This window comes from Hymenobacter sp. BT18 (assembly GCF_012273015.1).
GTDB lineage: Bacteria > Bacteroidota > Bacteroidia > Cytophagales > Hymenobacteraceae > Hymenobacter > Hymenobacter lutimineralis.
In genome coordinates, this window is sequence record NZ_CP050954.1 from 1,512,949 (window position 1) to 1,534,269 (window position 21,321).

Annotated in this window: 22 protein-coding genes; 5 read left to right on the forward strand and 17 right to left on the reverse strand. The window is 59.7% G+C overall.

Annotated elements, in window-relative coordinates; translation table 11 throughout:
* Positions 1-49: 49 nt before the first annotated feature.
* The 8 genes from HER32_RS06250 to HER32_RS06285 all read right to left on the reverse strand — a co-directional run bounded on the left by HER32_RS06250 (position 50) and on the right by HER32_RS06285 (position 4,649).
* Entirely contained in the window at positions 50-433 is a 384-nt protein-coding gene (locus HER32_RS06250; RefSeq protein ID WP_168681263.1) for a hypothetical protein, read from the reverse strand.
* Positions 434-502: 69 nt separating this feature from the next.
* On the reverse strand, positions 503-838 hold the full coding sequence (locus tag HER32_RS06255) for a hypothetical protein (RefSeq protein WP_149072220.1): 336 nt from the start codon (positions 836-838) through the stop codon (positions 503-505).
* Between the two features lie 39 nt (positions 839-877).
* Complete coding sequence (locus HER32_RS06260; protein ID WP_168681264.1) at positions 878-1,117, reverse strand: hypothetical protein; 240 nt, start codon at positions 1,115-1,117, stop codon at positions 878-880.
* 137 nt (positions 1,118-1,254) lie between these two features.
* Positions 1,255-1,659, reverse strand: a complete 405-nt coding sequence (locus HER32_RS06265) for a hypothetical protein (RefSeq protein ID WP_149072222.1) — start codon at positions 1,657-1,659, stop codon at positions 1,255-1,257.
* A 30-nt stretch (positions 1,660-1,689) separates the two neighbouring features.
* Entirely contained in the window at positions 1,690-1,914 is a 225-nt protein-coding gene (locus HER32_RS06270) for a hypothetical protein (RefSeq protein ID WP_168681265.1), read from the reverse strand.
* Positions 1,915-1,974: 60 nt separating this feature from the next.
* The gene (locus tag HER32_RS06275) at positions 1,975-3,579 is read right to left on the reverse strand and encodes a DUF4173 domain-containing protein (protein WP_168681266.1); all 1,605 of its coding nucleotides are present in this window, start codon (positions 3,577-3,579) and stop codon (positions 1,975-1,977) included.
* A gap of 65 nt (positions 3,580-3,644) precedes the next feature.
* Positions 3,645-3,944 (reverse strand): winged helix-turn-helix domain-containing protein, encoded by a 300-nt coding sequence (locus tag HER32_RS06280; RefSeq protein WP_149072225.1) that lies wholly within the window; start codon positions 3,942-3,944, stop codon positions 3,645-3,647.
* A 66-nt stretch (positions 3,945-4,010) separates the two neighbouring features.
* Positions 4,011-4,649 (reverse strand): hypothetical protein, encoded by a 639-nt coding sequence (locus HER32_RS06285; protein WP_168681267.1) that lies wholly within the window; start codon positions 4,647-4,649, stop codon positions 4,011-4,013.
* A gap of 229 nt (positions 4,650-4,878) precedes the next feature.
* Here HER32_RS06285 and HER32_RS06290 point away from each other — a divergent pair, with 229 nt between their 5' ends.
* The 3 genes from HER32_RS06290 (at position 4,879) to HER32_RS06300 (ending at position 7,281) form a co-directional block, all read left to right on the forward strand.
* Positions 4,879-5,673 carry a class I SAM-dependent methyltransferase gene (locus tag HER32_RS06290; protein WP_149072227.1) on the forward strand — a complete coding sequence of 265 codons (795 nt, stop codon included), beginning with the start codon at positions 4,879-4,881 and terminating at the stop codon, positions 5,671-5,673.
* 56 nt (positions 5,674-5,729) lie between these two features.
* Positions 5,730-6,605: a UbiA family prenyltransferase gene (locus tag HER32_RS06295; protein ID WP_149072228.1), complete on the forward strand. Its 876-nt coding sequence runs from the start codon at positions 5,730-5,732 to the stop codon at positions 6,603-6,605.
* Positions 6,606-6,675: 70 nt separating this feature from the next.
* Positions 6,676-7,281: a hypothetical protein gene (locus tag HER32_RS06300; RefSeq protein WP_168681268.1), complete on the forward strand. Its 606-nt coding sequence runs from the start codon at positions 6,676-6,678 to the stop codon at positions 7,279-7,281.
* An 18-nt stretch (positions 7,282-7,299) separates the two neighbouring features.
* Here HER32_RS06300 and HER32_RS06305 read toward each other — a convergent pair whose 3' ends face one another.
* Positions 7,300-7,959 carry a DsbA family protein gene (locus tag HER32_RS06305; protein WP_168681269.1) on the reverse strand — a complete coding sequence of 220 codons (660 nt, stop codon included), beginning with the start codon at positions 7,957-7,959 and terminating at the stop codon, positions 7,300-7,302.
* Between the two features lie 383 nt (positions 7,960-8,342).
* Between HER32_RS06305 and HER32_RS06310 the strand changes: the two genes are divergently transcribed.
* Positions 8,343-9,002, forward strand: a complete 660-nt coding sequence (locus tag HER32_RS06310; RefSeq protein WP_168681270.1) for a hypothetical protein — start codon at positions 8,343-8,345, stop codon at positions 9,000-9,002.
* A gap of 79 nt (positions 9,003-9,081) precedes the next feature.
* On the opposite strand, the gene rho is transcribed toward HER32_RS06310, so the two are convergent.
* Positions 9,082-11,121 (reverse strand): transcription termination factor Rho, encoded by a 2,040-nt coding sequence (rho, locus tag HER32_RS06315; protein ID WP_168681271.1) that lies wholly within the window; start codon positions 11,119-11,121, stop codon positions 9,082-9,084.
* A gap of 423 nt (positions 11,122-11,544) precedes the next feature.
* Between rho and serS the strand changes: the two genes are divergently transcribed.
* Positions 11,545-12,819 (forward strand): serine--tRNA ligase, encoded by a 1,275-nt coding sequence (serS, locus tag HER32_RS06320; RefSeq protein WP_149072233.1) that lies wholly within the window; start codon positions 11,545-11,547, stop codon positions 12,817-12,819.
* A gap of 77 nt (positions 12,820-12,896) precedes the next feature.
* Here the strand turns inward: serS and HER32_RS06325 are convergent, their stop codons facing one another.
* The 7 genes from HER32_RS06325 to HER32_RS06355 all read right to left on the reverse strand — a co-directional run bounded on the left by HER32_RS06325 (position 12,897) and on the right by HER32_RS06355 (position 21,195).
* Positions 12,897-14,162: a hybrid sensor histidine kinase/response regulator gene (locus HER32_RS06325; RefSeq protein WP_168681272.1), complete on the reverse strand. Its 1,266-nt coding sequence runs from the start codon at positions 14,160-14,162 to the stop codon at positions 12,897-12,899.
* Between the two features lie 9 nt (positions 14,163-14,171).
* Positions 14,172-14,591, reverse strand: coding sequence for a response regulator (locus HER32_RS06330; protein ID WP_197748879.1), 420 nt, complete (start codon positions 14,589-14,591; stop codon positions 14,172-14,174).
* A gap of 24 nt (positions 14,592-14,615) precedes the next feature.
* Positions 14,616-16,916 (reverse strand): ATP-binding protein, encoded by a 2,301-nt coding sequence (locus tag HER32_RS06335; protein ID WP_168681273.1) that lies wholly within the window; start codon positions 16,914-16,916, stop codon positions 14,616-14,618.
* Positions 16,913-17,491 (reverse strand): biliverdin-producing heme oxygenase, encoded by a 579-nt coding sequence (locus tag HER32_RS06340; RefSeq protein WP_168681274.1) that lies wholly within the window; start codon positions 17,489-17,491, stop codon positions 16,913-16,915. Before HER32_RS06340 ends, HER32_RS06335 begins: the two co-directional genes overlap by 4 nt.
* A 196-nt stretch (positions 17,492-17,687) precedes the next feature.
* A complete protein-coding gene (locus HER32_RS06345) occupies positions 17,688-18,140 on the reverse strand; it encodes an OsmC family protein (protein ID WP_168681275.1) in 453 nt (150 codons plus the stop codon).
* A gap of 250 nt (positions 18,141-18,390) precedes the next feature.
* Entirely contained in the window at positions 18,391-19,398 is a 1,008-nt protein-coding gene (locus HER32_RS06350) for a glycosyltransferase family 9 protein (RefSeq protein WP_168681276.1), read from the reverse strand.
* Between the two features lie 21 nt (positions 19,399-19,419).
* A complete protein-coding gene (locus tag HER32_RS06355; protein ID WP_232066409.1) occupies positions 19,420-21,195 on the reverse strand; it encodes a helix-hairpin-helix domain-containing protein in 1,776 nt (591 codons plus the stop codon).
* Between the last annotated feature and the right edge of the window lie 126 nt (positions 21,196-21,321).

Genomic DNA, 21,321 nt, shown 5'->3' on the forward strand with positions numbered 1-21,321 from the left:
CGCAAATATACCAGTTAGGGCCAGCCCAGCGGCACAGCCCGCCGGCAAATCAGTTGGTACGCTCGCGCAGGCGGCTGCCCCAGGTGGCCAATACCAACAATAAGCCCTTACCGGTATCCAGCACGAGGTTATCGAGCCGCCCGTAGCCCAAGTACAGCCCCAGGCCAATGCCCACCCACCACAGACCCAGCACATAGCCCAGCGGGGCATAGCCAGGGTGGCGTTTCCACGTCCAGTACAAAGCCAGGCCACAAACCAAGGTAACCAACAGCAGCAGCCAAGCCATAGCAAAGGCCATGAACCGCGTATCGGAAGTGGGCGCTACTCCGAACTTGGTAAGCACCAGATCAGGAAGCAAGAACCCTGCAAAGGTGAGGGCAGCTTCCAGCAGCAAGGAAAAGACGAGCAAGAGCAATAACGCTTTTCGAGCCATCGGGTGGAAGGTTGGGCAGTAAGCGTTTGTAAGAAAAGGAAAAATCCTTGCTTACCCCAGGCCCCGCTTCTACTGCCACCAAACCCAGGCCAGACATCCCAGCAAAGCCAGCAGGGTGGCCATGGCCGTGCTTACCACTACCACCGCATAGGCCAGCCAACGCCAGCCCCTATGCGCAATACTTCCCGCTATCCGCCAGAGCCACCAGGCACCCAGTACAGGCAAGGCCACCAGGCACACTTTGGCCACCATCCGCGCCACGGGCACTGCCGCGGGCGTATGCAACCATAGCTCTTCACTCAGCCCGGTGCTGACCATAGCCAAAACCAAGGCTGCCAGCACCCACCACAGCGGGGCAGGCACCAGCCGCAGGGCCCGGTTAGCTATTTCTGGCAGACGACTCATGGCAGCGTGGCGCTTGGAACAAAGAAAAACTGGCTGACCTTAAAGCTGCGCGGCCCAAGCCTCCCCCGCCGGTGACCACAGCACGAACAAGCCAAACGCCAGCCCCAGCAGAAACAGCAGCAAGGCACTTACGCCCGGCACTACGGTGGTCAGCAGGCGGATGCGGTAGTCGGGCTGGGAGGCAGTGGTTTCCTGCCAGGACAGCAGCATAGCCAGCGCGGCAATACTCCCCATAGCCATCAGTAGGGCCAGCAGGGTTAGAAATAGTTGCAATAGCATGGAGAAGGGCGGGAAGTGTGAGGTTGCACAGCCTGAAGAGCCGTACAGGGACTATACATACTTAAAAACCCGCCAGGCAGATTTCCCTTCTCTGGCGACAGCTCATACCTAACGGCCGCTCCCGGGGCAGCTTGCCGCTACAGGGTCAGCAAGGGCTGGCCATCCAGCGCGAAAAGCAGGTAAAAAGCCAGGCAGAGTAACCAGGGAAGGAAGGTGAACAGGTGAAACAGCCCACAAAGCATCAGCACCCCAAGATGCTTTAGCTCCAGGCTGGCGGGCCGCGTCGTCAGGTTGGCTCCCAATGGCCGGGTAGCTCCCAGAAACACCGCCAGATTTGCCAGTGGCACCCCCAGCAGCGCCCCTGGCCACCACACCCAGACCGCATTTTGAGTTGCGGTTGGCCACAGGTCTGGCAGCATCCACCACACCCAGAGCACGGCGCCGGCTGCCACCAGCACGCTCAGGGCCCGGCCCGCCGACGGCAGAGCCAGTGGGCGGGGCTGATACCCCGACTTTAAAGCGTCTATTTGCAAAGGTTTCATGGCCGAAAGCTGACTTAGTAGCTGGCCAGCTTACTGCCCCCTTCCGGCGACCAAAGCACCAACAGGAAAAACATCAGGCCCAGTATATAGAAGCAGCAGCACACTGCTGAGTGGTACTACCCCCGTCAGCAGGCGCTGACGGCGGGAACCAGGGTCGGCGGCCCGCTCCTGCCAGGTGAGCAGCGTAGCCAGGGCCACAATGTCGCCGGCGCACACGAGCAGGCCTACCAGCGTAAGGGCAAATTGGAGGAACATGGAAGGAGGAGTTGCAGAAGTAAATAGAGCTGACGGAAAAGTTCAGGCTATGATTAGCCACTACAGCGCCTGATAAGCCTGCCAATCGGCCCAGGTGTAGCTGGGCCAGTGGCGTTGCTGCTGTTGCGCCCTAAACTGCCGGAGGCGCTTGTGCAGGCGCGTACGGGCATCAGCCTCACTCAGGAACTGGTGCGTGCCGTCGTAGATTTCGTGCTGGAGCTGGTGCTGGCCTAGCTCCCCCTCGTGCGCAACCAGCGTAGGCAGCACCCGGTCGGGCATGGCCAGCAGAAAGCCATAGTCCACGTTGCGCAGCGCCGGGCGCAGGTTGTAGCGCGCTATCCATACCTCCCAGTTGCCGGCCGCCAGCAGCAGCAGTGCGGCGTAGGCCGCCAGGCTATTGAGGCGCACCAGGGAGAAAGCCGAGCGGCGCTGCCAGATCTTCAGCAGCAAGGTGCCGAGCCCAAACAGTACCAGCAGCAGGAAAAAGCACACGCCCAGCCGCTTGTAGGCTAGTCCCGTGTACAGGATATAGTAGTAGTTGCGCAGCCCCACCGAAACGGCCAGCACGGCATTTTGCAGCACCCACACCGTGGCCAGCACCCGCAGCAGCGGCAAACCGGGCCGGTAGAAATTGAGGTTGCGGCGAAAAAACCACAACAGAATGCTCATAGCCACCAGAATGCTGAAAATAAGTACGTAAGTACCCTCATGCACGAATTGCGTGAGGTCGAAGCCCGGTTCCCGCACAAATCCAAACCAGATCCAGTTCACGTCAATGATATTGACGACCAGCAGCAGCACATTCACGAGCCCCAGCAGGCCTGCCGCTACCAGAAACTCCTTGCGCAGGTCGAGGCTACCACGCTCCTGCCGCCGAAAATCGGGCCGGCGCACACTGAAAGACGCCACTTGGTCGCGCTTGCGCTGCACAAACTCCCCGAAGCGCGACTCCCGATCCGCGAAATAGTGCACGGGCACGAAAAGCAGCACCGCCGCCGTGAGAGCCAGCCCCGCCACGAAAAAGAGCACATGAGCCAACGAAAAACGGCTAAATAACGCCACCAGCCACTCGCTCAGCGCATACAGGGCCCGCTCCGACAGGGCTTCGTACTGGGGGTTGGCTACCACGAAGAGTACGTGGAACAGGAATAGGGTTATAAGAGGCACTACCAGGAGCCGGGCATAAAACCAGAAGCGCCCAAGCTGCCCACTCACATTGGTGGGCATCCGCACCAGCGTGGGCAAAGCCATAAGCACATGCGCCGCGTTGGCCAGGGCCGTCAGCAGGGCATTGCTCACCAGCCGCAAGTGGGGCTGATTTAAGTAGCCAAGCCAGCCTGCTAAGGAAACCCAGCAGGCCAAAATGGCTGCCCCCGAGCCATACCAGGCCACCAGCCCGGCGCTGCCCAAAGTGCCCAGCAACAATAGCCAGGCATACCCCGAGCGCCACTGCGGGGCGTAGTGCGGCCGTCCGGCCGCCGTGGCCAGCACCACAACCACAGTGTAGAGCAACATATTGAGGCCGGCCCGCTCCTGCCAGAACAGCAAATCAAATAGCAGGGCCCCAACCGGCAGAGCCAGCTTTTGCAGGGTTGTCAGCACCAGTTTTGATGGGGCAGCTTCGTTGGGAGTAGCCGCGGGATTAAGCAAGGACGTAGGGTACATAAGCAACCGTGTCGGGTTTAGATATTAAAAGTACTTTGTATTACAAAGTTTAAAGACAAAAAAATTTAGCTGCCGCTACGCAACAGCTTTTCCAGGGCTAGCAGATGCGCCTGAAACGCCTCTTTCCCTTCCGCAGACGCGGCGTAAGTGGTATTCGGCTTTTTACCCACAAACTGCTTGCTGACGGCTACATAGCCGGCCTTCTCCAGGGCTGCCACGTGGCTGGCCAGGTTACCATCAGTCAAGTCGAGAGCTTCTTTCAGCTCCGTGAAGCTCACAACTTCATTCGCCATGAGCACGGCCATGACGCCCAGCCGTACGCGGTGGTCGAAAGCCTTATTGAGCGTGTGAATGAGGTGTTTCAAGGAGTTGATATTCGGGGCTGTAACAGCGCCCTATGAAATAGAAAAGGAAGGTGTGATGCGGCGGACTTACCGCTCGTAGCGTGAGTACATCAGCAAGCCGTAGCCAATATGCCCCAGCCCAAAACCGAGGGCAAACATAAGCAGGCCGGCGCCAGGCAGCGCAATGGTCACCAGGCCCAGCACTATTTGAGTGAGCCCCAACCAGCGGATTTCGTCCAGGGTATACTTGCTGGCATTGAGCAACGCCAGGCCGTAGAACACCAACAGCCCAGGTACTACCAGGCTGGTAGCGCCCTGCCAGTACAAGGCCAGGCAAAATACCCCACCCGCCACCAAAGGTATAGCCAGGCTCAGCGCCAGGCGCTGCGCCAGGGCCCCCCAAAGCTGTTGCCCGGCCGCCCGCGCCCGCCGAATGGTGAAGAAACAGGCTACCACCAGCGCGGCTACCACCATGCCGCCAGCCAGTAGTACTAGGAACGGCAACAGGCGCAGCCGCTCCGAGGCCGTACTCTCCAGCAGGTGCAGAAAGCCCCCCGGGCCGTACTCCCCGCGCAGATACCAGTGCCCGATGCCCGCCCCAGCCAACGCCACGAGCCCCGCTCCCACGCCCGATAACCCGCTCAACGAAATAAAGCGGGAGGAGCGCTCCATAATGGTGCGTATTTCCGTGAGCTGGGCCAGCGGGTCGACAGTAGGCTTCATCATAAATAAAAGTACTTTGTCTTACAAAGCAAGAGGTAATTCTTGAAAATTCCAACCTTTCCCGGATTTTCTCCCTAATGGACGGCCGGTGCAAAGGCTGTAACGGGGAAAGCAAGCCAATAACGCAATATTCCCGTCCGGTTTCCTTCTCTTTTCTCAATCCTGCTCTTACCGGATGTACGTATACTCGCCCGCTCAGCCGCACTGCTGATGCCGATTTTCAGTTTTTTCGATGCGCATTCGCCTGCAACTATTTGAATTTGAGGATCTGGCTTGGTTTCCGGTCGTCGTGCGGGCCGGCATGATGGACTATCTGCGCTTCATGATTACGCATTTGCACACCTACCGTCCCATCGTTCCGCTGTTGGCCGAAGGCATGCGCCGCACCCAGCAAACCCAGGTGCTGGAGCTGTGCGCCGGGGCAGGTGGCGGCGCCGAGGACGTGCTGGCCGCCCTGCACGCGGCTGGTATGCCGGCCGCCCGCATCCAGCTCACCGACTTATACCCGCAGTCGGCCGCCTGGACGCATGTGCGTACCCAAACCCAGGGTGCCATCAGCTTCGAGCCACAAGCCGTTGATGCGCTACAGGTGCCGGCTGACCTGGAAGGGTTCCGGGCAGTGTTTTCGGCTTTTCACCACTTCCCCCCTTCTGCCGCCGAAGCGTTGCTGCGCAACGCAGTGGAGGCGGGCCGCGGCATTGGCGTATTCGAGGGCGCAGCCAAGCACTGGCTGGAACTGGTGCTGGCCTGCACAGTGCTGCCGCTAGCCCAGCTGTGCATCACGCCGTTTATCCGACCTTTTCGCCTTAGCCGCCTGGTTTTTACTTACCTGCTGCCGCTTATCCCGCTGTGTACTATCTGGGATGGGTGCGTTTCGATCCTCCGGATGTACCCACCCGAGGACCTGCTGGCCCTGGCCCATCGGGCCGACCCCACCGGACGCTACCAATGGCAGGCGGGCAAGGTGCGCCACCGCTGGGGGCCCCGGGTAACCTACCTGATAGGCTGGCCGCAGTCTGTGGCGTAAGCCGTAGCTTGCCGGAGGTTTTTCCGCTTAGGTAGATTCGTTTGTCAGCTAGTCCCATGTCCGTTGCTGCTTACCGCCGTGCGCTGCCGCTGCTGCGTATTCCGTTTTCCGTGTACCTGATGCCGGTGTACTGGTTTGGGCTAAGCGCCCTGCGGGAGCCATTCAGCGTGGGGCGGGCGTTGGCCGTGTTCCTCCTCATCCATGGGCTGGTATACCCGGCCTCCAACGGATACAACTCCTACTACGACCGTGACGAGGGCAGCATTGGTGGGCTGAAACATCCGCCCAAAGTGTCGCAGGAGCTCATTCACCTCGTCTGGCTATTCGATGCGGCCGCCGTTGCCGGGGCCTTCTGGCTGCGGTGGGAGTTTGGCGTATTGGTGGTGGTGTACCTGCTGGTTTCGAAGGCGTATAGCTACGAGGGCATCCGCCTGAAAAAATACCCGCTCCTGAGCACGGGGGTGGTTATTCTTTTTCAGGGGGCTTTTACTTTCTGGATGACGCAGGTAGGCGTAGGGGCTACTTCCCAGGCGCTGTTCGAGCCGACTAATTGCCTGCTGGCACTGGTCAGCAGCATCTTTCTCTGCGGCTCTTACCCGCTCACCCAGGTGTACCAGCACGCCGAAGATGCCCGGCGTGGCGACTACACGCTCAGTCTGCGGCTGGGTATCCGGGGCACTTTTGTATTTGCAGGGGTGAGTTTACTGCTGGGGGCGGCTTTGCTGGCGGTGGTGTACTGGTGGCGGGCCGAGCTCCTGCACCTGCTGCTGTTTGTTGTTGCTACCGGCCCGGTAGTAGCCCTGTTCAGTCGTTGGGCTTACCAGGTGTGGGCCTCCCCCGAAGCCGCCGACTTCGAGCATACCATGCAGATGAACCAGGTGTCGTCGCTGTGCATGAGTGCGGCCTTTATTGCTATTCTGTTGTGGCCTTAGAGTCGTGCCTGTAGCTAACCCCTCAGCCGTTGTTGCGTACGCTGTCCAGGTTAAGTTCACTTTACTTGCGATGCGCACTCTTCTTCTCGTACTGCCCACGCTCCTGCTGGCAGCCTGCTCGGGCCCCGCTTCCGAGCAAACGTCCTCAACCACGAGCCCGAACCCGACCGAACCCCTGGATACTACCCGGGCCCCGAGCATATCGGCCCAGGCCGACACGCTGAAAGTTGTGCGCCACCGGCACGACTTTTCTTCCCCGGGCCACCCAGACCTGTTCATGCTCGCCCTCCGCGGCACCGACCTGACCACGGGCGAAGCCACTTTCACCATCACGGCCGCCGACGGCACGACCATCTTTCGCGAAGTGCTGCAAGCGGCCGATCTGGAAGCCTCGCTAGTGTATAGCATGACGGGGCCCACCGCTTCCAAGGCTGAACGGGAAGCTTTTATCCGAAAAAGAATGGACGAGTTTTTCGCGGATAAACAGTTCGGGAAGCCTGCGGCAGCAGCCACGGAAGCCGCCCCAGCCGACACTGACCAGGCTGCCTGGGAAGACCTGCGCAAGCGTCCGGATGCCGTGTACTTCCGCTACCTGGTAGGCAAGGAAGAGCAGCGCCGCATAGCCTGGTCGCCGCTGCGCAAGCAGGTTGTGCGCTTGCCCAGCACGGGCGGTTAAGCAAGGCTCGTGGCGGGCCTACTCCGCGGCTTGCGCCAGGGCTTGCTGGATACCGTCGAGGAGGGTGGCATAGGGTTGGTAGCCCCGCGCCAGCACGTAGCCCTGGGAGCCTACCCGCAGGATGCACATGGGAAAGCCCTGCACCCCCAGGCGAGCTACGGCTGCAAACTCCTGCTGCACGGCCTGCCGGCTGGTGGGCAGCTCCCACCGAAGCAAAAACTCTGGCCAGCTTACGCCCAGCTTCGTGACCAGGGGCTCATAGGTGTTGAGTAGATTTAGGTCCTGCCCATCTTGAAACAAGGCTTCCTGCACGGCATGTGCAAAATTCACGGCCTGCTCCCGCTCATCCAGCTGCCGAAAAACCGCCAGTGCGCGGCTGGGCGGCTCCGAATCCTGCACCTGCTGGCCCTGCTCCCCCACAGCTTGAAAAGCTTCCCCGAACGAGGCACCCGTTACCTGGCTTACCTGCTGCATAGCCTGGCTTATGTAGGGCCATGCGCTGCCAATGGGGCCCACATCCTCGCCGGTTATCATTCCGCCGCTGAGAATGGTTACGTGCAGCTGCCCGGCCAGCGTGCCCTGAATCTGCTGCACCACGGGCGTCATGCCATAGCACCAGCCGCAGAGGGGGTCGAAGAGGTAAAGAAGCTCGGGTAAATCAGGGGTGGACGAAGGCATAAGAACTGCGAAAAGAAAGAAGCGCTTGATTTCGGGATAACCAGCAGCAAAGATACTCGGGCCACCTGAAGCTAGCGGGAAGCTCAGCTATAGAACTTCTTATAGTTCTATAGCACTCTTTTCATACAAAAACAGTTGAGGGACCAAGCCGGATCCGGCTTTTCCCGCCCAGCCAAAAATGCGGGATCAGGTATACGTTTGCCAATTCTTCGCGTTGAAGGCAGAGCAACACCTTCAATTTCCCTTCCTATTCGTTTCTTTTCTACATAGTGTCTATGTCACAAGCAACTTTGGGAACGTCCCAATCACCTGCCATTGGCAAGCGGCCGAAGCGTTTGCGTTGGCTGATGGCAGGCGTCGCGTTCCTGGTTTTGTTACTGCTCTTGCTTCGCTTTTATAACGTTGAGAAAAAGGTAACCCAAGAGGACCAGCGGTACATTAGCTTCCTGCTGAAAGACACGCCTGTAACCCGCGCCGATGCCATGAGTTACGAGCAGCAATTGGCTTTTCTGCACGCGGCCCAGGTGTCCATCCTCTCCCACTCTACTACCGGCATCCCTATCCCCTACAATCAGGCCCGGGAGCCGAAGAACCTATTTTTGCTGAACTCCGGCATCTGCTACGACCGAAGCCGGGTGTTGGAGAAAATCTTTATGAACGCCGGTTTTACTACCCGGCATGTGGCGTTGTACGCCCAGGACCCGGGTGCCTCGGCTCTCGAAAAAATTCCGTTGCTGGAGGTGGCCAGTCACGCTACCACCGAAGTATTGACCAAGCGCGGCTGGCTGGTGGTTGACTCCAACAACCCCTGGCTGGCGGTGGACGGGCAGCGGCAGCCGTACTCCCTGGCCAGCATGAACGCGGTATTTGAGCAGAACCGCCAGATTCGCTGGCAGCACCCCCCGGCCGCGGGCTACGAAATATTCTACTCGCGGCCCAGCACCTTCATCTACGGACTGTATTCCCGCCACGGCCGGTTCTATCCGCCCTACACCCCTGGCATTCCTGATTATAACTTACGAGAGCTGCTGTACAATTTTTAATACTCCGCCAGCTTCCCTTAAGCACAAAGACCCGCACCTGAATTGGTGCGGGTCTTTGTGCTTAAGGGAAGCTAGGTTTTTAGCCGTTCATGGAAATCAGGAATTCCTCGTTGTCGCGGGTGCCTTTCATGCGGTCTTTTAGGAACTCCATAGCTTCGGAGGCCGTCATATCCGACATGAATTTGCGCAGCACCCAGATGCGGTTCAGTTCATCCTTGCTCATGAGCAGGTCTTCGCGGCGGGTACCCGATGCGGGCACATCGATGGCCGGGAAAATGCGCTTGTTGGCCAGCTTGCGGTCCAGCTGCAGTTCCATGTTGCCAGTACCCTTGAACTCTTCAAAGATTACCTCGTCCATTTTGGAGCCGGTATCAATCAGGGCCGTGGCAATAATGGTGAGCGAGCCGCCGTCTTCCACGTTGCGGGCCGCGCCAAAAAAGCGCTTGGGCTTGTGCAAGGCATTGGCATCGACACCACCGGAGAGAATCTTGCCGGAGGCGGGCTGCACGGTGTTGTAGGCGCGAGCCAGGCGGGTAATGGAGTCGAGCAGAATCACCACATCGTGGCCGCATTCCACTAGCCGCTTAGCCTTATCGAGGGCAATGCTGGCAATTTTCACGTGGCGGTCAGCCGTTTCGTCGAAGGTAGAGCTGAGCACTTCAGCTTTCACCGAGCGGGCCATGTCGGTTACCTCTTCCGGGCGCTCATCAATGAGCAGAATCATGAGGTACACCTCGGGGTGGTTTTCGCTGATGGCGTTGGCTATTTCCTGCAGCAGCACGGTTTTACCCGTCTTGGGCTGGGCCACAATAAGGCCGCGCTGCCCTTTGCCGATGGGGGCAAAAAGGTCCAGAATGCGGGTACTCATCTGGGTGGGCTTGGTCGAGAGCTTCAGGCGTTCCTCAGCAAACAAAGGCGTGAGGCTGCTGAATGGCACCCGGTCCCGAGCCTCCTCAATGGAGCGGCCATTGATGGTTTCTACGCTTACCAAGGCGTAGTATTTTTCGCCTTCCCGGGGCGGCCGGATGGTGCACTTCACCGTGTCGCCGGCCTTCAGGTTGTACTGCTTGGTTTGTTGCGGGGCCACGTAGATGTCATCGGGCGAGGCTAGGTAGTTGTAGAAAGGGCTGCGCAGAAAGCCGTAGCCGCCATCGGGCATCATTTCCAGCGTGCCTTCGCCAGGGATGATAATATCAAGTTCGGGGCGGGCACGCTGCGCGGGCACCTCCTGGGCAGGGCGCTGCTGGCGTTCCTCACGGCGTTCTTCCCGGCGTTGCTGGTCACGGGCAAACCGCTCTTCGCGGCGTTGGTCCCGGTCGCGCACGGGTCGGTTGGGGTCGCGCTGCTCGGTCCGCTCACCCCGCTCCCGGGGGGCATCGCGCGGCACGTCCCGGCCTTCGCGGGGGGCTTCCGGGCGGGGTACCTCTGGGCGGGGCTCCCGCGGCCGGTCGCTGCGGTATTCCCGCACTTCCCGCCCATCGCGGCCGGGAATAAAAATGATGGGGGCCGGCGGGGTTGGGGCGGCCGGGGCCACGGGGGCCTCCGTAACGGCCGGGGCCGCCACGGCCTCGGGGGCAGCCACTGCGGCCGGAGCTACGGGCTGGGCTACCTCGGCGGGTACGGCTGCCGTTGGCACTTCGGGAAGAACCGGTTCGGTGGGCGCGGGGGCAGCTTCCGCTACGGGTGCGGGCGCAGCGGCGCGGCCGTTACTGCGCGCGGGTTGGTCGTTGCCGGCACGGGTACGGCGCTCGGGGCGCTGGTATACTTTAATGGGACGGGCAGGGCCTTCAGCAGCTTCGGCTGCTGCCTCGGGGCCTGGAGCAGCTTCGGGGCGCGCAGCGGCTACGGGCTCGGGGGCCGGTGCCGCTGCGGCTACTGGTGCTGGCTCGGGGGCTACCGCTACCGCAGCGGGAGCCGCTACCACCTCGGGCGCGGCTGCTTTCCGGCTGGGCGCCTTTTTCTGGGGCAGCTTTTCGGTAGGCGTTACGGCTTGCTGATCAAGAATCTTATAAATCAGATCCTGCTTACTGAGCTTTTTAAAGTTGCCTACCTGTAGCTGTTCAGCCACTTCTTTCAACTCCGAAAGTAGGCGGTCCTTTAATTCGTCAATAGTGTACATACAAAAAAGGAAGAGGGAAAACGCGCGGTGCTAAGCCGCCAACAGCGCAATGCAGACCTATCCGGGCACCATGTGCAACGCCTGCGGCGCGCATCTCAGCAGAAAGTCGAAGCGAAAAAACGGGGTGGTAAGGGGAAGGTGCTGGAAGAATAATCGGGCCCTGGGCGAAGAATAAACTGTTCCGCAGGCCCCGCGTCAGCAGCTGGCTTAGTAACGCAATGTTAGCGTAATACACCCAAACCGCCAAATCATCTGCCAGATTTCCCGGGCTATGCGGCTTACGCAGAAACTGCGACCAAGGATGCAAACTATGGCCCTGGCTTGGCGGGGGCGGGGCAAATTGCGGCAAATAGCCCGGGGCTGCTGCATCTGCAAAATCATTACTCTACTTTTGCCGTATTCCATTCTGCCTTTTCTGCCGCTATGCTGCAAGTATCCGTTCTGCGAGAGCAAACCGAGGCCGTGTTGGCCGGCCTCGCCAAAAAACACTACAAAACCGCCGAGGCCGATGTGCAGGCCATTTTGGCCCTCGACCTGCGCCGCAAGGAGCTGCAAACCTCCCACGACCAGGCCCAGGCCGAAGCCAACAAGCTGGCGCGGCAGATCGGCGACCTGATGAAAGCGGGCAGCAAGGCCGAAGCTGACACCCTGAAGCTGCGCACCGCCGAGTTGAAGCAGCAAACCAAGGCCCACGCCGAGGAGCTGGTAGACGTGGAAAAAGAACAGCAGCAGCTGTTGTACAAGCTTCCCAACCTGCCCCACAGCAGCGTACCCCAGGGCCGCTCGGCCGACGATAACGAAGTGGTGCGCGAGGTAGGCAATAAGCCCACGCTGGCTGCCGGCGCCAAGCCACACTGGGAGCTGATTGAACAGTACGACATCATTGACTTTGCCTTGGGCAACAAGATTGCCGGCGCCGGCTTTCCGGTGTACAAGGGGCAAGGCGCACGTCTGCAGCGCGCTCTGATTAACTTTTTTCTGGATGAGGCGCGCCAGGCGGGTTACGTGGAGATTCAACCTCCGGTCCTGGTAAACGAGGCCTCCGGGTATGGCACCGGCCAGCTTCCCGACAAGGAAGGCCAGATGTACCACGACGCCCAGGATAACCTGTACTTGATTCCGACGGCGGAGGTACCCATCACCAACCTCTACCGCGACGAAATTGTGGCGCTGGAGGCCCTGCCCATCCGCAATGCCGGGTATACGCCCTGCTTTCGCCGGGAGGCCGGCTCCTGGGGTGCCCACGTGCGAGGCCTCAACCGCCTGCACCAGTTCGACAAAGTGGAAATCGTGCAGATTGCCCACCCCGACCACAGCTACGCGCAGCTGGAAGAAATGCTGAGCCACATCGAGGGCTTGTTGCAAAAGCTGGAACTCCCCTACCGCGTGCTGCGCCTATGCGGCGGCGACATGGGCTTCACGTCCGCCCTTACCTACGACCTGGAAGTGTGGAGTGCCGCCCAACAGCGTTGGCTGGAGGTGTCTTCGTGCTCTAATTTTGAAAGCTATCAGGCTAACCGGCTTAAGCTGCGCTACCGCCCCGAGAATGGCAAAACGCAGCTCCTGCACACGCTCAATGGCTCGGCCCTGGCACTCCCCCGCATTGTGGCGGCGCTGCTGGAAAACAACCAGCAAGCCGATGGCATAGCCCTGCCCGCCGTATTGCATAGCTACTGCGGGTTCAGCAAGATCGGCTAGCCCGCCGGCACCATAAAGAGCCGAAAAAGAGTGGGCCCGATGCCATGGCATCGGGCCCACTCTTTTTCTTGTTTAGCTTACTGCCCCCCCGGCGCCCGCAGGTACAACCGGAAAGTGGTGCCGGCGCCGTCCTGGCTTTCCACTTCAATGCGCCCTCCTTCCCCGTGCACCAAGCGGTTTACCAGGAAAAGGCCCACGCCGGTGCCTTCGCCCGCCTGCGGATGAAAGCGGCGGAAAAGCTGGAAAAGCTCTGCTCCGTACCGCTCCAGGTTTAGCCCGAGGCCATTGTCCTGTACTTCCAGCACAGGCTGGCCTTGCACTAGCAGACTGCGCACCTCGATCAGGGGGGCGCGGTTGGGGTCCCGGTATTTAATGGAGTTGGTAAGCAGGTTTAGCAGAATGGTGCGCAGGTTGCTGCGCACGTACTCCACCGCCGGCAAGGCCGTAAAGTTGGTTTGAACGGTGGCTTCGGCGGCTACAATTTGGGGGAGCAGTGTTTGCACAATATCGGCTACCATCTCGGCAATGTCCACCATTTCAGGGGGCTGCTCACCGGGGAGCTGCTCTACCTGCACCACGTGGGCGAGGTCGGTGATAGTGGACGAGAGGGACTGCAACGATTCATCGACCAGTTGCAGCAGATGCGCTTCCTCCGGGTCGTGAAAAGTGGCGGTACGCCTTAGTTCTTCAAAAAGTCCCCGCAGGTTATGAATCGGCTGCCGCAGGTCGTGGGAGGCGGCGTACACGAAGTTGTCCAGGTCGGCGTTGGTACGCGCCAGCCGCTGGTTGATGGTATCCAGTTCCTGATTGTGCGACTTTTCCTGGTGGTGCGCAGTGGTAAGTTGTTCGTTTTTTTCGGCCAGTTCCCGCCGGATTTCGGTTAGCTCGGCCAGGGAGTCGCGCAGCTGCTGGTTTACGCCCTGCAGTTCGGCGTGGTAGCGCGCCTCGTATTGCCGCCACTCATTTTTCTCAATGGCGTGCTTCACGGTCTTCAGCAGCAGCTCCTGGTCGAACTGCTGCTTCACCAGGTAGTCTAGGGCACCTTCGTTGAGGGCACGCACGGCCAGCGTTTCGCTGCCCCCACCCGTAATCATGATAATGCACATGGTTTCGGCCGGGAAAAACTGCTTGATGCCCACCAGCACCTCCAGCCCGGTGGTATCGGGCAGGTTGTAATCCAGCAGCACGCAGTCGGGCCGGAGGGTCCGGTACTGGCGGATGGCATCTTCCCCCGATGAGGACTCGTGTATTTCTACGCTCTCGTACCCGGTTTGCTTGGTGAGGTAGCGCTTATACAGCATCCGGTCCTGCTCATTGTCATCAACAAGTAAGATCTTTTTCACAGCTTCCAATTAGGCCGCAGGCAGCTCCGAGGACTGGAGCCAGTACCGAATAATAAGTTGGACTTTTTCCTCCAAGCTGGCAAAATCAATGGGCTTGGTGAGGTAGCTGTTGGCTCCCAGGCGGTAGCAGTCTTCTACGTCTTTGGTGTTGGAGGAAGTGCTGAAGATGATAACCGGGATGGAGTGCAGGTAGGGGTCCTGCTTTACCACGTCCAGCACCGTGCGCCCGTCAGTCCCGGGCAGGTTCAGGTCGAGCAGGATGATGGCCGGCATGGCCTGGGGCCAGGCGGAGAGCTTACCGCGCCCCTGCAGGTATTCCAGGGCCTGGTCGCCGTCTTCGCAGCGCAGGACCGGATTCTGAAGCGCATACTTACGAAAGACCCTGCCCAGTGCCGTAAAATCTTCGGTACTGTCTTCAACTACCAACACGGGTCTAAGAGGAACGGAAACCACCTACAGAGTTTTTGAAAGCGAAAAATAAAACGTAGTGCCTTTGCCTACAACGGAATCGACCCACAATTCGCCGTGGTGTTTTTCAACCATTTTTTTGACGATGGCGAGTCCGGCTCCGGTTCCGCCGCCGAATTTATCCGGGGCGTGCAACCGTTTAAAGAGCTTAAAGATACTATCGTAATGTCGAGCTTCTATCCCGATACCATTGTCGCGCACATAAAATACGGCAAACTCCTCCGGGTTGACGGGGCCGCGCGGGCTGCTGATACCGGCCGGGGCCTGCCCAATAACGATTTGCCTTTCGGGCTTATTGTTATAGCGCATAGCATTCGTAATCAGATTATTGAATACTTCCCGAATGCGCACCGGATCTACGAATAAGGTGGGCAGAGGCCCACGTACCGACACGGTGGCCTGGTTTTGCTCGAGGCGCGGATGCAGCAGGTCTACCACGTCGGCCACTACCTCATTCATATCAGTTTCCGTGACGGCCAGCTCCATGCGGCCTACCCGGGAAAGCTGCAGCAAGGACTCAATCAGGGCCTCCATGCGCTGGCTTAGCCGTACGAGGGTTTGTAGCTTGCTTACCCCCTCGGCATCCAGCTGGCTGGCATAGTCTTCCAGCAAAAACAAGGAGTAGTTATGAATTCCCCGCAGCGGCTCTTTCAAATCGTGCGAGGCCACGTAAGCAAACGAGTCCAGCTCATCGTTGCTGCGCTCCAGCTCGGCGTTCAGGCGGCTGAGCATGGACGCCCGGCTTTGCAGCTCGTTGAAGATTTTCACCCGGATATCGGAGATGTGCAGGCGAATTTCCTTGGCCGCCTCAATTTCGATGGACTTCCAGGGCGCGGCCGTACTATCCACCGTTTGTTTCCAGGCCTCAAACGACTGCCGGGGCGACAGATGCACTTCACCATCGCGCATCACCTCGACCTTTTGCTGGTGGCCTGCCCAGGTTACGCTTTGCACAAGCTCGGGCCGGAACCAAAAGATGCAATTGCCCGGCTCCTTAGCTAGGGAAATAGCCAGGATGCCGCTGGCCACAGCCCGGATAGCCACCCCGGCTGGGTTATGCCGCACGTAGCAATTGGTGTGAAAAACGTCCTCGCGCACGTGCTGCTGAAACCAGCTCAGCAGCTCCTCAATCTGCGGCTTGGTGGGCGTATTGCCGAGGGTAATGGTTTCTCCCTCAAAGCAAATAGCTGCCCCGCCACAGTCCATCACATCCAGCAGGGTGGGCGCCTGCTTGTAGAGGCCATCAATAAAGTTGGCCTGGCTGGTCATTTTGTTAAACAAACGCAGCCGGTTTTCGCGGATGCGCTGTTGATATTCCCGGTCGTCGTGCTGCTCCTTGTTTTTTAGCAGAGCCGAAAACGTTTTGCCCACAAACAAGCTCAGGTCGCGCAGCTCGTAGCTTACCAGCCGGGGCGAATAGTGGTGCCCCATGATGAGGCCCCAGAGCTTGCCCTCCTGAATAATCGAAATGGACATGCTGGCTCCCACGCCCATATTCTGCAGGTATTCAATATGGATGGGCGACACGCTGCGCAGCACGGCGTACGTCATATCCGGGGGGCGCCCACTGGTGGGGTTGCGCACGGGCACCAGCGGCGCCGGCGCATAGTTCACATCCGGGATAAAGCGCAGCCAGTTTTTCAGGTACATCAGCCGGGCCTGCTTGGGAATGTCGGTAGCGGGGTAATGCAAGCCCAGAAAGGGCTCCAGATCCGCGCGCTTTGATTCTGCAATAACTTCTCCACTCTCGTCCTCCGCAAACCGGTACAGCATGATGCGGTCGAACCCCGTAATCTGGCGTACCTGCTCCACGGCATGCTGGCAGAAGTCCAGCACCGTTTCCGATTCCAGCATCAGACCCAGGGTGGTGTTCAAGGTAGGCAGATCGAGGGAGCTGGCGGCCGTATCGGCCACGGGCTCAAACTCGGCCCATATCAGGTCGTCGTGCCGGTGCAAAATGAGCTTGTAGAAGGGCTGCCCGGCAACGGCATCCAGGCGTACACCCATCAGCTTGGGAATCTCGACCAATGCCGGCCAGAGGGCCTCCACCTGCGCCAGGTGCTCGGGGCCCAGCAACCGGTCGAGCATGCCGCCCAGCAGCTGATCAGGTGCCAGTCCTACCATGCTGCCGGTATTGGCGCTGGCGTGCACAATCTGGTGGGTTTCTTCGTCGAGGCACAACAGGAAGCCGAAGGGCTGCACCGAACCCGGAATATGAATTGGCTCCCGGTCACAATTGGTAAGGGTGATTTGCGCCCCTACCAGGCTTTCGTCCGTGTAGTTCATGGTTGTTTCAGCCAGGCTTCTAGTAGTTTAAATGTTTGCGCCGCCGATGTCACCAGCTGTTCCTGGTCGACGTGGGCTGCCTCCTGGGTGAGCAGGCGGCAAAAGGTTTTCCAGCGGGGGCCCGTCAGCTCACCGTAACCGCGGAAGTAGCGCTGCAGCGGAATGCCGGCCTGGGCCAGTTGGCGCGTAATCACCTGCCCGCCGAGGGTAGAGCCCTCCATCACGTACATAGCGCCCAGTAGCTCGGCGCGCGTGCTGAGGGGGGGCATCAGTGGACATAAAGCCGGGGGCAATGGTCCTTCGGGCAGGCTGGCCAGATCAGCCAGAATAAGCGGGGAGCGGCTACGCTGGGGCAGCTCCCACTCTGCCGAAAAAGCGAGTCCCTGGCGCCGGAGCTGAGCCTCGTACGGCACTAAAAAGCCGTAGATTTTGCGCAGAAAATGCGCCGTAGCGGCCACCGAAACCTGTCCGGCCCCCAGCTCCCGGTTAAAGGTATTCTGTTCCAGCGCATCGTGGTATGGTCGGGTTTGCTGCCGCAAACGCGTTAAAATATCGAGGTTCTGAGAAGGCAACATGCAAAAGATAAAGGGCGCAGCCGGGCAGATAGCAACCGTGATTTTTCGGAAAGGCACGCCTCCTGCGTGCGCCTGTAGCTATTCTGTCCGCGCTTTCATTCCTGAAAAGGCTGAAAAGATGATTAATGGTTCATGGCGTAGCTGGCGTCACCGCTTACTTAACCAAAAACCACTAAAGGATAGGCCAGAGCCGGGATTAGGTGAGCAGCTCGGTCACTACCCGTAAGGAGCCGCTGGTCAGAGTTTTCTGCACCGGGCATTTCTCGGAGATGAGGTGCAGACGTTTTCGCTGCTCTTCCGACAAAGGCCCCAGCAAGCGCAGCTCTTTCTGTACTTCTTCCAGCATTTCTCCGGGCAGCTCGCACTTCTCGCAATCGAGTCGATGCACCCGGCGGTGGTGCAAGCGCACTTCAATGCCTTCCAGCGGCCAGTTTTTCTGACTGGCGTATAGCCGCAGGGTAATGGCCGTGCACGCCCCCAGGGCCGAAAGCAACAAATCGTAGGGAGTGGGGCCCCGGTCATTCCCGCCTACGGAGGCGGGCTCATCCACCAAATAGGTGTGGCGGCCGGCGTAGATTTCGGCAGCCAAGTCGGCTGGCCCTACTTTCACGAGCACGGCATGGGTTACGGAAGGCTCAGAACTTGACATGAAGCAGCGTTGTGAGGCAGAAGTAGTTGGAGCGGCGAATGGTAGCCTTTGTGTGGGTAAGCACGCAACGCTGGTCACCGCGTGGCGGCAGCGTCCTGAAGGTGGCGGTAAGCCTGTTTCCTGGAGTAACAAGACAATGGTTTGCCACTCGAGAAAGACACCATGGGTATCCTGTACTCAAATCCTCGAAAAATAGATACACAAGCTCGACTATTCTTGCGCTTGATATTTGGCCGGTTGGCAGCAGGCGTTAATACTTTAGGGGTGTTTCGCGTAGCGCCTCCGCAGCAGGACCGAAATCAATTGCCCGCATACACGTAAAGTGGCCCTGCGGGCACTTAGCATAGCCTATTTTGGAGCAGGGCCTACAGGGTAAGCCTTTCACTTCCAGCACCGTAAATTCCGTTTGATAAGGATACATGCCAAACTCCGGCACGGTGTTGCCCCACACGCTGATGATTTTCTTACGAAACGCGGCGGCAATGTGCATCAGGCCCGTATCGTGGCTGATGACGGCCCGCGCCTGCCGCACCAAGGAGGCCGACTGATTGAGGTTCAACTTTCCGCAAACGTTAAATACTGACGGCCCGGCAGTTCCGGCTTCGGCGGGGCTTAGCGCCTGCACAACCAACTCGCCGGTGGGAGCGTCTTCCGGGCCACCCAGCAGCACAATGGGCTGCCGAAGCATTCCGCACAGCTCGATAATGCGCTCCGTGGGTAGGCGTTTGGTGGCGTGCTGGGCACCAATGGCAAAGGCTACGTACCCGGCCTGAAACGCGGCGGGCAGGGCAACAGGCACGGCTACCTCGTCCTGAGGCGGGATAAAATAGTCCAGCCCTTGCCCATCGTTGCGCACACCCAGGGGGGCTGCCGCCGCCAGGTACCGCTCCACAATGTGCACCGGGGGCATGGTATCCACTTTCAGGTTCACCAGCAGCCACTTGCGCCCATTCAGCTTATCAAACGATGCTGACTTCACACCGAGCTGTAGCTTGATCAGGGCCGACCGCAGATTATGGTGCAGGTCCACGACAAAATCAAAGTGCTCGGCCCGCAGCTCAGCCACCAGCTCCCGGAGCGAGCCGTGCAGGCAGTGGACTTTGTCGATGTAGGGGTTGGGCTCCAGAAAACTCCGGAAGGCTGGCTTGGTGGCGTAGTGCACCTGGGCGCCAGGTACCTGCTGCTTTAGCGCGCGCACCACGGGCGTAGTGAGCACAATATCACCGATAGAGGAAAAGCGCAGTACAAGAATTTTCATGACAGCCCGGCTCCGGCGTGGTTAGCTGAAAAGCGAATCTTTGAACTCCAGCGGCGGTTTGATGCCTGCTTTCCGCTGGGCAAAATAAGCAGCTACTTCCTCCGCAGGCTTGGCATTGAATGTCATAGCCTTGGTCAGTCCCCCTTTGCGCCCCATGAGCACGCCGTAGCGCATGTCGGCGTAGCCATTGGTGTGGTGGGCATCGGGGTTGATGCTGAGCTGTACGCCCTGGGCCAGCGCATAGCGTACCCAACGCCAGTCGAGGTCGAGGCGCCAGGGGTTGGCGTTGATTTCGATGATGACGTTATGCTGGGCGCAGGCATCAATCACGGCCTTATGGTTGAGCGGATACCCTTCGCGGCGCAGCAGCAGGCGGCCGGTAGGGTGGCCCAGCATGGTGGTATACGGGTTTTCAATGGCCCGCAGAATGCGCGCCGTGGCTTTGCGCTCGTCCATCTTCAGGTTGGAATGCACCGAGGCCACTACAAAATCGAAGGTTTCGAGCACCGTGGCTGAATAGTCCAGAGACCCGTCGCCGAGAATATCAGCTTCTATTCCCTTGAAGATCCGGAAGGGTGCCAGCTCTTGGTTCAGCTGGTCGATTTCGCGTTGCTGCTGGCGCACCCGCTCCGGGGAAAGGCCATTGGCGTAGTGAGCGGCCTGGGAATGGTCGCAGATGCCGAGGTACTCGTAGCCCTGGTCGCGCAGGAACGTGGCCATTTCGCGCAGGCTATGGCTACCATCGGAGTAGGTGCTGTGGTTGTGCAGGGAGCCGCGCAGGTCGGTATCCTGCAGCAGCTCGGGCAGCTTATGGGCATGCGCCAGTTCCAGCTCGCCCAGACCTTCGCGCAGCTCGGGCTCCACGTACTGCAGGCCAGCCCGCTGATAAAGCTCCGGCTCCGAGGTAAACCGCTCCCGCTTGAGCCACTGCCGAAGCGTAGCGGGCTGCCCGGGCTTAGCCTCGGGCAAGGCTTCGGACAAGTGAGCTTCCGCCGCCGAGTGCAGCAGCAGCTGGTTGGCGAAGTCGGCTGGGGCCGTAAAGATCAGCTCCACTTTCACACCCGACGCGGCAGCGCTGCCGCGCCACGCAAAAGGCCCGCTGCGCTGCGGCTCGGCCATCAGATCCTGTAGCTTCCCCAGCGCAGTATGCACCGCGGCCGGTTGGGTAGTAGCTACCACCAGCTGCACCGTTTCTACGATTTCCAACCGCCGGCGGACTTCCCCCGTTACGGCTACCTGCTCCACGCCCGGCACCTTGCGCAGGTGCTCGGCTAAGCCTTCTGCCAGCTCTTCGGCCTGAGGATACAGCAGCTTGCCCTGGCTTTGGTTGGTAAACTCCAGCGCCGCCAGAATGGCGTCCTGGGTTTTCTTGCCGAAGCCCTTCAGCTTGCTTACCTCGTCCCTCTCCGCGGCCTCGCGCAGCTGCTCCGGGCCCTCAATTCCCAGCTCCTTCCACAGGCTGCGGATCTTTTTGGGCCCGATGCCTTTCACCTTCAGCAGCTCGACAATACCGGGCGGGGTGCTGTTGAGCAGGCGCGTCAGCTCCTCGAAGCTGCCGGTGTCGAGCATTTCCGCCACCTTGGCCGCCGCGGTTTTGCTTAGGCCGGTGCGGTCGGGCAGGCCCGTGCGCTCCAACTCGGCTACGGGCACGCTCAGTTGCTCCAGGGCATTGGCCGTACCTTCGTAGGCCCGGATCTTGAAGGGGTTTTCCTCGTGCAGCTCCAGCAGCTGAGCGGCGAGGCGAAAGGCACGAATAAGGGCTCGGTTGTCCAAGGCAGTAGCAGGGGTTGGGGGCACGCGCCAGCAAAGGTACGGGCCAAAGTTGTAGATTGCCGGGCAGAACGGCCCGATTCCTTACCGGTAAGACGAACCCGCGGCGGCGAAGTTGCCGTTGTCCTGTTTCCCCGATTTCTCTTCCCCCTG

Excerpts from the sequence above, each read along its gene's own strand:
- HER32_RS06250 (WP_168681263.1), bottom strand. The coding sequence starts at position 433 with ATGGCTCGAAAAGCGTTATTGCTCTTGCTCGTCTTTTCCTTGCTGCTG.
- HER32_RS06255 (WP_149072220.1), bottom strand. The coding sequence starts at position 838 with ATGAGTCGTCTGCCAGAAATAGCTAACCGGGCCCTGCGGCTGGTGCCT.
- HER32_RS06260 (WP_168681264.1), bottom strand. The coding sequence starts at position 1,117 with ATGCTATTGCAACTATTTCTAACCCTGCTGGCCCTACTGATGGCTATG.
- HER32_RS06265 (WP_149072222.1), bottom strand. The coding sequence starts at position 1,659 with ATGAAACCTTTGCAAATAGACGCTTTAAAGTCGGGGTATCAGCCCCGC.
- HER32_RS06270 (WP_168681265.1), bottom strand. The coding sequence starts at position 1,914 with ATGTTCCTCCAATTTGCCCTTACGCTGGTAGGCCTGCTCGTGTGCGCC.
- HER32_RS06275 (WP_168681266.1), bottom strand. The coding sequence starts at position 3,579 with ATGTACCCTACGTCCTTGCTTAATCCCGCGGCTACTCCCAACGAAGCT.
- HER32_RS06285 (WP_168681267.1), bottom strand. The coding sequence starts at position 4,649 with ATGATGAAGCCTACTGTCGACCCGCTGGCCCAGCTCACGGAAATACGC.
- HER32_RS06290 (WP_149072227.1), top strand. The coding sequence starts at position 4,879 with ATGCGCATTCGCCTGCAACTATTTGAATTTGAGGATCTGGCTTGGTTT.
- HER32_RS06295 (WP_149072228.1), top strand. The coding sequence starts at position 5,730 with ATGTCCGTTGCTGCTTACCGCCGTGCGCTGCCGCTGCTGCGTATTCCG.
- HER32_RS06300 (WP_168681268.1), top strand. The coding sequence starts at position 6,676 with ATGCGCACTCTTCTTCTCGTACTGCCCACGCTCCTGCTGGCAGCCTGC.
- HER32_RS06305 (WP_168681269.1), bottom strand. The coding sequence starts at position 7,959 with ATGCCTTCGTCCACCCCTGATTTACCCGAGCTTCTTTACCTCTTCGAC.
- rho (WP_168681271.1), bottom strand. The coding sequence starts at position 11,121 with ATGTACACTATTGACGAATTAAAGGACCGCCTACTTTCGGAGTTGAAA.
- serS (WP_149072233.1), top strand. The coding sequence starts at position 11,545 with ATGCTGCAAGTATCCGTTCTGCGAGAGCAAACCGAGGCCGTGTTGGCC.
- HER32_RS06335 (WP_168681273.1), bottom strand. The coding sequence starts at position 16,916 with ATGAACTACACGGACGAAAGCCTGGTAGGGGCGCAAATCACCCTTACC.
- HER32_RS06340 (WP_168681274.1), bottom strand. The coding sequence starts at position 17,491 with ATGTTGCCTTCTCAGAACCTCGATATTTTAACGCGTTTGCGGCAGCAA.
- HER32_RS06345 (WP_168681275.1), bottom strand. The coding sequence starts at position 18,140 with ATGTCAAGTTCTGAGCCTTCCGTAACCCATGCCGTGCTCGTGAAAGTA.
- HER32_RS06350 (WP_168681276.1), bottom strand. The coding sequence starts at position 19,398 with ATGAAAATTCTTGTACTGCGCTTTTCCTCTATCGGTGATATTGTGCTC.